Raw genomic sequence first — 12,597 nt, 5'->3', positions numbered from 1 at the left:
TCAGGCGTCGGTGCCGAGCACGGGTGGAGCGGCAGCCGCGCCGTCCCCCCAGACCATGTCGTCCTCCGTTAGCCAGGTCAGCCGGCCGTCGGCGGTGTCGTCGTCGTGCACTCCGTGGCCGCCGCCCAGGATGCCGGGGCGGTTCGCCCCGCCGGCCGCGCCGCGCGCGCCGCCGGCACGTCCGGTCCCGCTGGCCGCGCGGTCACCGGCGGTGCCCTGTCGTGCCCCGTCCCGGGCGTTGTCGAAGCGCCGGCCCATCCCGGTCGCGGACCGGTTGTCCGCCACCGGAGTGCCGCCCGCGGTCCGGACCGTCGAGGTCGGCGCGTTGCCGCTCGCGGCGAGGGCTCCGGTGCCGAGCACGCCACCCGTCGGGCCGCCCTGCGGGCCGAACTGGAGGCCCGTCCCGGCCGAGGCCGTCGAGGTGCCGCCCAACCCGGCGGGACCTGTCGTGGCGGTCGGGCCGGTCAGCAGCGTGGCGCCGGCGAGGGAGGTGCCGGCCACGACGCCGCCGGGAGTGCCGACGACCGTGCCGCCGGTTCCGCCGCCGCCCGGGTGCCCGCCGCCGACGGCGCCCGGGATGACCGTCCCGGTTCCGCCGCCGCCCGGTCCGGAGCTCGGCCGGTCGGGGGCCGCGACGGTGGCGCCGCCCGGCTGCCCGGCGAGGCCGGTGGTGCCCGGCGCGGCCGTCGGCGTGCGGGCGCCCGGGCCGCTGCGCGGGGTCGTCGAGGAATCGCCACTGGTCGTGCCCGGGGTGTCCGGGTGCGGTGGCGGCGGCGCGACGAGCCGGCCGTACGCGGAGAGGTCGTAGCCGGCGGCCAGCTCGGCCACCACCTTGACCATGCGCTGGTGCGCCTTCTCCTGCTCGGCCTTGTCCTGCTGGTGGCCCAGCAGCCCGCCGACGACCATGCCCGGCACGCCGAACACGGCGCCCTTGGCCGCGCCGGAGACCGCCTGGTCGTGGTCGTCGGTCTCGGCCGGGCTCTCCGCCTGCTCGCGGGCGGTGCGCAGCTCGCCGGCCATCAGGGTCAGGCCCCGGCTCACGTCCGCCATGCCCTCGCCGAGCTTGTCGGCGTATTCGGTGACGAGCGTCAACCGCCGCTGGAACTCCTGCGAGGCCGAGCCCGTCCAGGTGTTGGCGAGCTTGTCGAGGTCGCCGCTGAGCTCGCGGGACAGCCCGTCGAGCATGCCCTTGAGCGCCGTCCACTGCGCGGCGACGCCGTCGATCTGGCCCGGCTGGCCGGCCATCACGGAGTCGTAGAGCTGCTGGTGGCTGACGTGCTGGTAGCGCTGGGTGTACTCAGACACGCGGATCCTCCTTCCGCTTCAACGCGTCGTCGACCCCGTTCAGCGCGGCGGCGATGTCGGCGGAGTTGGCCGCGTTGCGCTCCTCGGCGGTGCGGTAGTTGGCCAGGATCGTCGCGGTGGCGCTCTGCGCCGCCTTCACGGCGGCACGCAGCCGGTCGACCTGGTCCACATAGGACTGGTGGATGTCGGAGTAGCGGCGGGAGTTCTCGGTGGCGTCGGCGAACGAGCCCAGCGCCGGAGGCCGGCACTGCATCTCGGTGCTCAGCTTCCGCAACGCCTTCTCCGCCTCGGTCAGCCGGTTGGCCAACTTCAGGTGGAAGTCTTCCAGGGACAGCAGGTCGACTGTCGTGCGCCCGGTCATGGCAGCATCCCCGTACGTCATCGTCGATAACCGTTGGCAGGGCTCAGGTTAGTCGACCGGCGCGACTCGGGCGACCCGCCGTCGGCGTCGATCCACGACGTGCCCGCTCAGCCGTCCGCCTCCGGGGTGGGGGACGACGAGTCGGACGAGTCGGGAGCCCCCGACGCGGGCTCGTCGGAGGGCGTCGCGGACGCGCCGGACCGGTCCGGCGCGGGGCTTTCGGTCGGCTTCGCGGGGCTTTCGGTCGGCTTCGCGGGGCTGCCGGTCGGCTTCGCCGGGCCGCCCGCCGGCGCCGACGGCGCGGGGCCGGGCGCGAAGTGGGAGAGCGCGTCGTCCCGTGAGAGGGTCGGCCCCGTGGGCACGAGGGCCAGCAGCGACGCGGGTACGGCCAGCGGGGTGACCCCCTCGTAGCCCAGCGCCGACATGGCGCCGACGCCGAGCGGGTAGCGGACGCCCTGCGCGCTGATCAGGTAGACGGTGGCGCCGGGGGCGGCGGTGCCGCTCTCGCCGGACCCGGGCGTGGCCTGCACGAGCACGCCCTTGCCGCCGGGCAGCAGCACGCCCTCGGCGGTGCGCACGCCGTCGCGCGCGCTCTGCCGCACCGGAACCGCGCCGGGGGCGGCCAGCTCCGCCGGCACGCGGTCGAAGACCTCCAGCGTGGTGGTGGGCGGCCCGCCGTCGGTGCCCGCCCGGTAGGTCGCGCAGACCGCCGTCCGGCCCTCGGTGACCGGGTGCAGCGCGGGCAGGGCCTGCGGCATCCCGGCCTCCTCCGCCCGCTGGTCGGTCAGCAGCTTGCCGGCCTGCGCCGGCGTGATGTCGGTGACCTGGCCGCCGTCGCGCAGCAGCAGCAGCGCGCTGATCTCGCCGATCGCGGAGAGGCCCTCCCGGGTGAGCACGTAGTGCTGGCCCGCCGCCCGGAAGACCTGACCGACCTTGGCCGGGCGCTCGGTCAGGGTGCTGGCCTCGTCCTCGCCCGTGATCGCCGGTTTGCGCAGGACCGGCCCGGCCGGCACGGCGTTGAGCAGTTGCTGCCCCACGGGCAGGCGGGGCGCGTTGGCCATCCGCAGCGCGGCGAGCGCGGAGTCGCCGCCCGTCACCTGCAACCGCGTGTCGCCGGTGAGCAGGTGCCGCTGGCCGTCGGCCTCCACCAGCACGGCCCGGTCGCCGAGCGGCGCACCGCCGGGCAGGGGGCGGTCGATCACCACGCGGGTGCCGGACCGGCGGGGATCGGCCGGGTCCGGGACGTCGCAGACGGACCAGGGCAGGCCCGTCAGGGACTTCCGGTCCGGCAGCGCGTCCGGGGCGCCGACGATGCCGACCGTACGCCCCCGGGGCCGGTCCCGGATCGACGCCTGGGACATCGTGCGCACCTGCGGGGCGGGCTCGTTGATGATCAGCCGGGCCGAGGCGTAGTTGAGGGTGGGGTGCAGCTGCCCGTCGACGAAGACGTACGTCGCCCCGGTCTCCCGCTCGATCACCAGGGTGTTCGGCTCCAGCGGCGCCGTGTTGCCGGTGAACTGCCCGTACGCGCCCACGCCACCGAGCACCACGGCCGCGGCGATGACGCTGCCGAACACCGCCATGCCGAGCCGCCGCATCGGCAGGTTGCTGGTCTCGGGGTCGCCCGACAGCAGCGCCGAGACGATCCGGCGGGTGACGAAGCGGTACGCCTGCACCTGATCGCGGCGGGTCCGCATGACTTACCTCCGGCGGGGGGTGGGTCCGCGACGAGCAGGTCCGAGTCGGTGTCGCGGGCTTCCCTACGATAAGGGGCCGTCGACGGGTCACCGGGACCAGCGCCCGACCTGATCCGGCGGACGCTCCGCCGTCCAGAAAGGACTGTCAGCGATGACGCAGGTTCAGGCGCCACCCGGTCGTCCGGCACCGCAGCCGTCCGGCGTCGCCCAGCGGCCGGTCGTCCCGGCCGACCGGCGCGACCGTGGTCGGATCGGACCCGTGGCCGTGGGGCAGCTCGTGGTGCTGGAACTCTGCGCCCTGGCCGTCTGGGCGGCGCTGGGCGGGCCGGTCTGGCTGGCCGGCGCCGTCGGGGCGCTGTCGCTGGCGGTGGTGGTCGCGGTCTTCGCCCGCCGCGGTGGCCGCTGGTGGTACGAGGACCTGCTGCTGCGCCGCCGGCTGCGGCGGCGCCGGGAGGCGGCCAGGAGCATCGTCGCGGCGGGCGGCGGGGCCGATCCGAGGCTGGCAGCCCTGGCCCCCGAGCTCACTGTGACTGAGCTCACGGACCGCGGCACCCGCCTCGGCATCGGGCAGGACGCGCAGGGCTGGTTCGCGGCGGTGGCGCTGCAGGGCCGGGCCGGGGCGGCCGCCGGGTCGGTCGAGGCGTCGGTGATGGACCGGGCACTGCGCGTGCTCGCCGACTTCACCGGCCCGGTCACCCGCACCCAGGTCGTCTCGCACACCCTGGTCTGGTACCCGGCGCCGGGAGCACCGCCCGCGGCGCACCGGACGGTCTGGCTGGCGCTGCGGCTCTCCGTGCGGGACGCCCGCGTCGAGACCGTCAGCCGGGGTGGCGGGATGCCCGGCGTGCACCGCACGCTCTCCGCCGGGATCGGCCGGCTGGGCAAGGCGTTGACCGCGGCCGGGCTCGACCACCGGCCGCTCAGCCGCGACGAGCTGCGCGCGGCGGTGGTCTCGGCGGCCGGGCTGGACCTCGCGCCGACGCCGCCGGCGGAGACCTGGACCGGCCTGCGCGGCGGCGGTTGGACCCAGCGTTGCCTGGTCCTGCGGCCCCGGGCCGACGCGCCGTTCGGCCCGCTGGTGGACGCGGTGACGGCGACGTCGGCCCCGTCGCACACCCTGGCCGCCGTGGTGCTGCCGGGCGGGCGCGTGGCCCCGCCGATGCTCCGGGTCGCGGCGCTCGACGACCACGTGGAGGCGCTGGTCAAGGCGGTACGGGAGGTGGCGCGCCGGTCCGGCTCGCCGGCCCGCCCGGTGGACGGCCAGCACGGCCCGGGCGTCTACGCCACGGCCCCGGCGGCCACCACCGTCACGACCCTGCACCCGACCGACTGAGAGCGCGGGTCAGGGGCGGAGGTTGACGATCCAGCCGTAGAGGCCGACGACCCAGAAGGCCAGCGGGACCAGCGCGATGATCAGCATGATCTCCACGATGTCGAGCAGCCGGCCCCAGACCGGGGAGATCCGCTTGCCGGCCACGGTGAGCCCGTAGATCAGGCTCACCACGGCCGCGAGCACCAGGCCGCCGAGGATCAGGCCGAGGCGTACCGCCGTCGAGCCGTTGCCGAACGTGGCGGCGGCGGTCAGGCCGAGCCCCGCCGTACCGGCGAACAGCACCGGGGTGCGCTGGGCGCGGCCCAGGAACGGGCGGGCCCGCAGCAGCGACAGCAGGGCCAGCACGAGGCAGAGCAGCACCGCCGGCAGGCTGCCGTGCAGCGCGAGCACGACCTGGGCGCCGAGCACCAGCAGCGACACCGTCCAGAGCAGGCCGGTCAGGAACTCGTCGGCCCGCTCGCTGAGCTGGAGGACCTGCCGGCCGTCCACCGACTCGGTGTCGCTCTTCAGGTCGTCGGGGCCGGTCGGGATGGACGGGACCGGCAGCCGGGCCAGCCGGTACGCCGCCATCGGCAGCGCCGGCACCGCGCCGAACGCGACCGCGGCGACGACGGCGGCGGCGGCCGGCGCGTCGGTGTCGAAGGCGAGGCTGACCAGCGCGCCGAGGCCGGTGGCCGCACCGACCGCGACCGCGCCGAAGAAGAGCGGGAGCCGGTCGCCGACGGCCAGCGCGGCCACCGCCGCGCAGAGCACCACCGCCGTGGCGCCGAGGAGCACGTGCGGGGCCGCCAGCTCGGTGAGCGGGCGGTCGCCGGCGAGCAGCAGCAGGCCGCCGACCCCCGCGTACGCCAGGCCGACGACCCCCAGCACCGACCCGGTCGCGCTGTCGGCGGCGGCCCGGGACAACACGGCCGCGGCGACCAGCAGGGCGACCGCCACGACCAGCGCGGCCAGCGCGCCGGGCAGGTGCGGCGGCCCGGTGAACAGCGCCGCCACCGCGCCGGCGCCGAGCGCCGCCGCGGCGAAGAGCACCGCGAAGGAACGGGTGGTGCCGACCTGCCAGGCGCCCGGGCGCTGGTTGGTGGCGGTGGCCACGGCGTCGACCACGTCGTCGAAGACGATCTCCGGCGCGGTGGCGGACCGGGGGTTGAAGTAGAGCACCTCGCCGTCGCGGATGCCGAGCTGCGTGGCGGTCCGGCCGCCGTCCAGCGGCTGGCCGCCCAGCCGGGCCAGGCTCCAGCCGCCGTGCCGCACCCCCTCGTCGGCCAGGTCCTCACCCGCGTAACGGAGCAGGGTCGGCAGCAGGTCGGCGAGCGGCACGTCCGACGGCAGCGCGAGGTCCATCCGCGTGCGGGGCGCCACGATGGTGATCCGGCTCAGGCCGCCGGTCGCCGTCTTCGTCGCCACAGTGGCCTCCTCGCGCTCTCTTCGATCACCCCTGGCCGGCGGTACCGACGCACGGGTTCCTGACGCCCACGGGAGATTACCTACGATGGCGGGCACGTACGATGCCCACCCGACGACTCCGGTCGCTCGCCGAACTTCATCAGGGCCGCTTCTGGGGAGGAGACAGCCGTGAGCACGGTGGTGTTCCGCCGGCTCCCGCGTCAGCCGGGGCCTGCGCTGCCGCGAGGCGAGGTGCTGCTGGAGTCGCCTCCGGAGCTGCCCGAGCCGACCCCGCGCGGGATGGGGCAGCTGCTGATGATCCTGCCCATGGTCTGCGGCGTGGGCGCCATGGCGTTCCTCTACGCCGGCCGGGGCGGCGGCACGATGACCTACATCGCCGGCGGGCTCTTCGGCGTCTCGATGCTGGGCATGGCGATCGGCTCGCTGAGCAACGGCAACAACGACAAGGCCGAACTCAACGCCGACCGGCGCGACTACATGCGCTACCTGGCCCAGATGCGCAAGCGCACCCGGCGCGCCGCCGAGCAGCAGCGGGCGGCGATGGCCTGGCGGCACCCGGAGCCGGACGCGCTCTGGTCGATCGCCGCCTCCCGCCGGCTGTGGGAGCGGCGGATCACCGAGGACGACTTCGGCGAGACCCGGATCGCCACCGGCCCGCAGCGCCTGGCCGTGGAGATCGTCCCGCCGGAGACCAAGCCGGTCGAGGACCTGGAGCCGATGAGCGCCATCGCGCTGCGTCGCTTCGTCCGCGCCCACTCGAGCGTGCCGGACCTGCCGACCGCGCTCTCCGTGCGGGCCTTCAGCCGGGTGGTGCTGCGCGGCGACCGGGAGCCGGTGCTCGACCTGACCCGGGCCGCGCTCGGCCAGCTCGCCACCTTCCACGCCCCGGACGACATGGTCGTCGCGATCGTCGCCGCGCCGGACCGGCAGCCCGCCTGGGACTGGGTGAAGTGGCTGCCGCACAACCACCACAGCGCCCGTACCGACGCGGCGGGCGCCCGTCGGATGGTCTTCGCGAGCCTCGCCGAGGCCGAGGAGGCGCTCGCCGGCGAGCTGGCCGGCCGGCCCCGGTTCGCGCCGGAGGCGAAGCCGCTGACCAGCGCGGCGCACCTCGTGGTGGTGATCGACGGGGGCGAGGTCTCGGCGGCCTGCCAACTCATGGGGCCGGGGCTGCTCGGCGCGACCGTGATCGACCTCTCCGGCACCGTGCCCCGGGACGCCGGCCGCTGGCTGCTCTGCCTCGACGTGGGCGACGGCAGCTCCCTCGAACTGGTCCGCGGCACGTCCTCGTCGCGGCTCGGCCGGCCGGACCGGCTCACCGAGGCCGCCGCCGAGGGGCTGGCCCGGCAGATCGCCCCGTACCGGCTGTCGCAGCAGCAGACCACGTCGGACGAGCCGCTGGCCAAGAGCATGGAGCTGCCGGACCTGCTCGGCGTCGGCGACGCCGCCGCCGTCGACGTGCAGCAGACCTGGCGCCCGCGCAGCCACCGCGACCGGCTGCGCATCCCGCTCGGCGTCGGGCCGGACGGCAACGTGGTCGAGCTGGACTTCAAGGAGTCCGCGCACGAGGGCATGGGCCCGCACGGCCTGATCATCGGCGCGACCGGTTCCGGCAAGAGCGAGCTGCTGCGCACGATCGTCGGCGCGCTGGCGGTGACGCACTCCTCCGAGGAGCTCAACTTCGTCCTGGTCGACTTCAAGGGTGGCGCCACCTTCGCCTCGCTGGACGCGCTGCCGCACACCAGCGCGGTGATCACCAACCTGGCCGACGAGCTGCCGCTGGTCGACCGCATGAAGGACGCGCTGGCCGGCGAGATGACCCGCCGCCAGGAGGTGCTGCGGGCCGCCGGCAACTACGTCTCCCGCTACGACTACGAGAAGGCCCGGGCCGCCGGCGAGCCGCTGGACCCGATGCCCAGCCTGCTCATCATCTGCGACGAGTTCAGCGAGCTGCTCGCCGCGAAGCCCGACTTCATCGACCTCTTCGTGATGATCGGCCGGCTGGGCCGGTCGCTCGGCGTGCACCTGCTGCTGGCCAGCCAGCGGCTGGAGGAGGGCAAGCTGCGCGGCCTGGACACCCACCTGTCGTACCGGATCGGTCTGCGCACCTTCTCGGCGGTGGAGAGCCGGATCGTGCTCGGCGTGCCGGACGCGTACGAGCTGCCCAACGCCCCCGGCCACGGTTACCTGAAGACCGACACCACCACCATGCTGCGATTCCGGGCCGCGTACGTGTCCGGACCGTACCGGGCCCCGGGGCAGGCCGCTGGGTCGTCACGGGCGCTGGTGCAGCGCCGGATCGTCCGGTACGGGGTGGACTTCGTGCCGGTGCAGAACCCGACCCTGCCGGTGCCGGACGCGCTCGAGCCGGAGCAGCCCACCGACGGCAAGGCCGTGGCGATGCTGGACGTGCTGATCGACCGGCTCAAGGGGCGGGGCCGCCCGGCGCACCAGGTCTGGCTGCCGCCGCTGGCGGAGCCGCCGGGCCTCGGCGAGCTGCTGCCGCCGCTGAGCGTCGACCCGAGGTACGGCCTCTGCACCGCCTCGTGGGTCGGGCGCGGGCGGCTGGCCGCTCCCGTGGGCATCGTGGACCGGCCGTACGAGCAGCGTCGTGACCCGATGCTCGTGGACCTGGCCGGCGCCGGCGGCAACGTGGTGATCGTCGGCGCCTCGCTCAGCGGCAAGAGCACCATGCTGCGTTCCATGCTCGCCTCGCTCGCGCTCACCCACACCCCGCGCGAGGTGCAGTTCTTCTGCCTCGACTTCGGCGGTGGCGCGCTGCGCAGCCTGGACGGGCTGCCGCACACGGCCGGCGTGGCCGGGCGGCGCGACACCGAGGCGGTGCGCCGCACGGTGGCCGAGGTGGTGGCCGTCCTGGACGAGCGGGAGAACCGGTTCGCCCAGCACGGCATCGACTCGGTGGCCAGCTACCGCCGGCGTCGGGCGGCCGGGGAGTTCGCCGACGACCCGTTCGGCGACGTCTTCCTCGTCGTCGACGGCTGGAACACCCTGCGCCAGGAGTACGAGGAGCTGGAGCAGACCATCACCACCCTGGCCAACCGCGGCCTGGGCTTCGGCGTGCACGTGGTGCTGACCGCCGTGCGGTGGGCGGAGATCCGGATCAACATGCGGGACCTGCTCGGCACGAAGCTGGAGCTGCGCCTCGGTGACGCCAACGAGTCGGAGATCGACCGGCGGGCGGCGGCGAACGTCCCGACCGGCTCGCCCGGGCGCGGCCTGACCCGCGACAAGCTGCACTTCCTGACCGCCATCTCCCGGATCGACGGCCGGCGCGACATCGACGACCTGACCGAGGCGTCCATCGCCCTGTCCCGGCACGTCGCGGAGGCCTGGAAGGGCCAGCCGGCGCCGAAGGTACGGCTGCTGCCGCGCCGGCTGCACCTCAGCGAGCTGGCCCGGGTCGTCGACCGGTCGGCGCCCGGCCTGCCGATCGGCGTCAACGAGTCGGCGCTGGCCCCGGTCTACCTCGACCTCGTCAACGAGCCGCACCTGACGGTCTTCGGCGACGCCGAGTGCGGCAAGACCAACCTGCTGCGGCTGATCGCGCGGGGCATCACGGAGCGGTACACGCCGGCGCAGGCGCGGCTGGTCATCGCCGACTACCGGCGCGGTCTGCTCGGTGCCGTCGAGGGGGACCACCTGCTCGACTACGCACCGTCGAACCAGGTGTTCGCGCAGGGGCTCGGCTCGATCCGCAGCGCGCTGTCCAACCGGCTGCCCGGCCCGGACGTCACCACCGCGCAGCTGCGCGACCGCAGCTGGTGGAAGGGGCCGGACCTCTACATCCTCGTCGACGACTACGACCTGGTCGCCTCGGGTGGGAACAACCCGCTCAGCGCCCTGCACGAGCTGCTGCCCCAGGCGCGCGACATCGGCCTGCACCTGATCGTCACCCGGCGGGTGGGTGGCGTGGCCCGGGCGCTCTACGAGCCGGTCCTGCAGCGCCTGCGCGAGCTGGACCAGCCCGGCCTGCTGATGTCCGGCAACCGGGAGGAGGGCGCGGTCTTCGGCACGCTGCGGCCGAGCCCGCAGCCGCCGGGCCGGGGGACGCTGGTGCGCCGGCGCGACGGCCAGCAGCTCATCCAGACCGCCTGGGCGGAGCCCGTCTGACGAGCCGGCCTGCTGCGGGGTCGGCCGGGGGGTGATCGCATCCGGTAACCTGCGGCACGAGCGCCGCAGCCGACGAGAGGACCGTGTTGAGCACATCGTGGACGCCGGGCGCGGGAGCGGCCGGACTCGAGGGCCTCCTGCGGCAGGCGCAGGAGCAGCAGCGCCGGCTGGCGGACTTCCAGCGGCAGCGCGCCGAGCTGCGGGTCACCGGGGAGAGCCCGGACGGCCTGGTCCAGGTCACCGTCGACGGTGACCTGAAGGTCGGCGACATCGAGCTGGACCCCCGGGCCATGCGGCTGGACAGCTTCACCCTGGTCGAGTCGCTCCAGGCGGCGATCGACGCCGCCTACGCCGCGCACGCCGAGCGGCAGCGCGAGCTGGTGGAGGAGATGGTCGGCGGTGCGGACCTGGTCCGGCGGGCCGAGGCGGGGAAGGTGACCCCGGAGGAGTGGTTCCGCCAGTTCGGGGTGGACATCAACGACCCGCTGCGCCGGCTGCGCGGCTGACGACGAAGGGGGAGGACAGTGGCGAACACGGTCGACGTCGGCGCGATCAGGGATGCCGCGAAGAAGCTGGCCGCCGAGGACGGCCCGAAGGCGTTCCTGCGGAACGCCAAGGAGAAGCTGGACGAGGTCAAGCTCTCCGGCATGTCCATGACCATCCTGGGCATCGGCACCGTGGGCAGGCACAACGCGGTGATCGACGAGCACGTCGACAACCTGAGCAAGGGCGTCGAGCACCTGCAGAGGGCGGCCGACAACCTTCAGCAGACCGCAAGCAACTGGGAGAAGTCGGACCAGCCCTGGGTGGTCAAGTGACCTCGCGGGCGCAGGACGCAGGGAGGCGCTGATGCCGGAGATCCTGATCGCCAATTCCTCGGGCTCGGTGGTGGGGACGCACAGTGTCGCGGCGCAGACCGCGCCGGTGCGTACGCTGGCCGGGGCGGCCCGCGCCAACTGGATGTGGCTGGCCGGCGCCGGCATCCTCGTCGCCGCCATCGTCCACCTCGAGTCCTTCGACAACGACGAGATCTCCAAGGCCATCAAGTCCTGGGGCGACGCGGCCGCGTATCTCGGCGGGGACCAGTTCGGCAAGGCGATGGAGAGCGTGCCGCCGTCCGCCGAGGAGTGGGACTTCGAGGACCGCGAGGCGTTCGACACGTTCGTGCAGCAGCTGAACATGGAGGTCGCGGCTCTCGCCGAGGCGCTCAACGCCAACAAGGACGCGTTGCAGGGCCTCCAGGACCACTACAACTCCGTGATCGACGCGCTGGTCGCCGTGTTGACGACGATCCTGATCGCGGTGATCGCGGCGGTGGCGCTCCAGGCGTTCCCGCCCACCATCCCGCTGGCGAACGCGATCGGGGTGGCCGGCCTGACCGCCAGCATGGCGATCATCGCGCTCGTCTTCCAGGACATCGGCTCGGCGCTCTCCACCATCACGAGCTCGTTCCGGGGGGCCGAGGTGCACCAGTTCACCGCCGAGTCCAAGCCGGGCTTCGCCTCGGGGCCCGATCCCGACATCAAGGACATCAAGATCGACTGGGTGCAGGATTCGGGGTTCTACGCGGCCTGAGCGGCCGCACGAAAGGTGGGCGGCGCCGTGGCGTGGCAGGCAGTCTTGTTCGGGTACGCACTCGTCGCCGTCATGCTCTTCGTCGTGCTGGGAGTGGTCGCGCAGCTGACCCGCTCGCGTCTGGCCCAGCGGTTGGCGGAGATCGCCGTGCTCAGCAGCGCGGCCGCGTTCGCGGTGGCGCTCGGTTCCGTCGCGGACGACGGACTGCAGTGGACCCTGGTGGCGCTGCTGGTCGTCATATTCGTGGGGGGCCTGGTGATGCACGTCCGCTCGTACTTCCGTTCCTCCTAGGGGCGCGGCCGTCGAGCGGCTGGCAGCCGGCCGGGGCAGGGCTGCGCGGACTGGACGGCGTCCGCTACGGTCTTGGCTGAGTGTCCGTCGGTGGGGTGATTGCCTTGCGGCGGGGGAGGACGCGGCGACTGCGCCGCCACAAGAAGACGGAAGGGTGTGAAGCATGGCGTTCGAGGTCGAAGCAGCGACTCTGCATACCGCCGCGGGTGACGTGCGCTCCACGCGCAGCGAGGTCGACGGCGAGCTGAAGAAGCTGTGGAACGTGGTCGACGACCTGGCCATCGCCTGGAAGGGGCAGGCGTCCACCGGCTTCCAGTCGCTGATGCAGCGCTGGAACGAGGACACGGGCAAGCTGCTGACGGCGATGGACAACATCGCCGACCTGCTCGACAAGTCGGGTACGACGCACCAGGTCAACGACGAAGAGCAGCAGCAGATGCTGGACAAGTTCCACTCTGCACTCAACCCGTGATCCGCCGAGACGAGCAGGGGAGGAA

Annotated in this window: 11 protein-coding genes; 7 read left to right on the top strand and 4 right to left on the bottom strand. The window is 74.2% G+C overall.

Features of this window, described 5'->3' with window-relative positions; all coding sequences use genetic code 11:
- From AB0G08_RS10985 to eccB, 3 genes are all read right to left on the bottom strand, one after another.
- A complete protein-coding gene (locus AB0G08_RS10985; RefSeq protein WP_358086095.1) occupies window positions 1–1,305 on the bottom strand; it encodes a WXG100 family type VII secretion target in 1,305 nt (434 codons plus the stop codon).
- Window positions 1,298–1,666: a hypothetical protein gene (locus tag AB0G08_RS10980; protein ID WP_358086093.1), complete on the bottom strand. Its 369-nt coding sequence runs from the start codon at window positions 1,664–1,666 to the stop codon at window positions 1,298–1,300. Before AB0G08_RS10980 ends, AB0G08_RS10985 begins: the two co-directional genes overlap by 8 nt.
- 107 nt (window positions 1,667–1,773) lie before the next feature.
- On the bottom strand, window positions 1,774–3,363 hold the full coding sequence (eccB, locus tag AB0G08_RS10975; RefSeq protein ID WP_358086091.1) for a type VII secretion protein EccB: 1,590 nt from the start codon (window positions 3,361–3,363) through the stop codon (window positions 1,774–1,776).
- Between the two features lie 259 nt (window positions 3,364–3,622).
- On the opposite strand from eccB, the gene AB0G08_RS10970 reads away from it, so the two are divergent.
- Window positions 3,623–4,696 carry a type VII secretion protein EccE gene (locus AB0G08_RS10970; RefSeq protein WP_358086089.1) on the top strand — a complete coding sequence of 358 codons (1,074 nt, stop codon included), beginning with the start codon at window positions 3,623–3,625 and terminating at the stop codon, window positions 4,694–4,696.
- A 9-nt stretch (window positions 4,697–4,705) separates the two neighbouring features.
- Here AB0G08_RS10970 and eccD read toward each other — a convergent pair whose 3' ends face one another.
- Window positions 4,706–6,103 (bottom strand): type VII secretion integral membrane protein EccD, encoded by a 1,398-nt coding sequence (gene eccD, locus AB0G08_RS10965; protein WP_358086087.1) that lies wholly within the window; start codon window positions 6,101–6,103, stop codon window positions 4,706–4,708.
- Between the two features lie 168 nt (window positions 6,104–6,271).
- Here eccD and eccCa point away from each other — a divergent pair, with 168 nt between their 5' ends.
- From eccCa to AB0G08_RS10935, 6 genes are all read left to right on the top strand, one after another.
- Window positions 6,272–10,234 carry a type VII secretion protein EccCa gene (gene eccCa / locus AB0G08_RS10960; RefSeq protein WP_358086085.1) on the top strand — a complete coding sequence of 1,321 codons (3,963 nt, stop codon included), beginning with the start codon at window positions 6,272–6,274 and terminating at the stop codon, window positions 10,232–10,234.
- An 83-nt stretch (window positions 10,235–10,317) separates the two neighbouring features.
- Window positions 10,318–10,740: a YbaB/EbfC family nucleoid-associated protein gene (locus tag AB0G08_RS10955; RefSeq protein WP_358086083.1), complete on the top strand. Its 423-nt coding sequence runs from the start codon at window positions 10,318–10,320 to the stop codon at window positions 10,738–10,740.
- An 18-nt stretch (window positions 10,741–10,758) separates the two neighbouring features.
- Complete coding sequence (locus tag AB0G08_RS10950) at window positions 10,759–11,052, top strand: hypothetical protein (RefSeq protein ID WP_358086081.1); 294 nt, start codon at window positions 10,759–10,761, stop codon at window positions 11,050–11,052.
- A gap of 31 nt (window positions 11,053–11,083) precedes the next feature.
- Window positions 11,084–11,809 carry a hypothetical protein gene (locus AB0G08_RS10945; RefSeq protein WP_358086079.1) on the top strand — a complete coding sequence of 242 codons (726 nt, stop codon included), beginning with the start codon at window positions 11,084–11,086 and terminating at the stop codon, window positions 11,807–11,809.
- A gap of 27 nt (window positions 11,810–11,836) precedes the next feature.
- Complete coding sequence (locus AB0G08_RS10940) at window positions 11,837–12,100, top strand: hypothetical protein (RefSeq protein WP_358086077.1); 264 nt, start codon at window positions 11,837–11,839, stop codon at window positions 12,098–12,100.
- Window positions 12,101–12,263: 163 nt separating this feature from the next.
- A complete protein-coding gene (locus AB0G08_RS10935; protein ID WP_121396950.1) occupies window positions 12,264–12,572 on the top strand; it encodes a WXG100 family type VII secretion target in 309 nt (102 codons plus the stop codon).
- Window positions 12,573–12,597: the final 25 nt, after the last annotated feature.

The sequence above is a fragment of the Micromonospora sp. NPDC023644 genome (assembly GCF_040640115.1).
GTDB lineage: Bacteria > Actinomycetota > Actinomycetes > Mycobacteriales > Micromonosporaceae > Micromonospora.
Note: the sequence above shows the minus strand (reverse complement) of the source record. Positions and strands in the feature narration are given on the sequence as shown.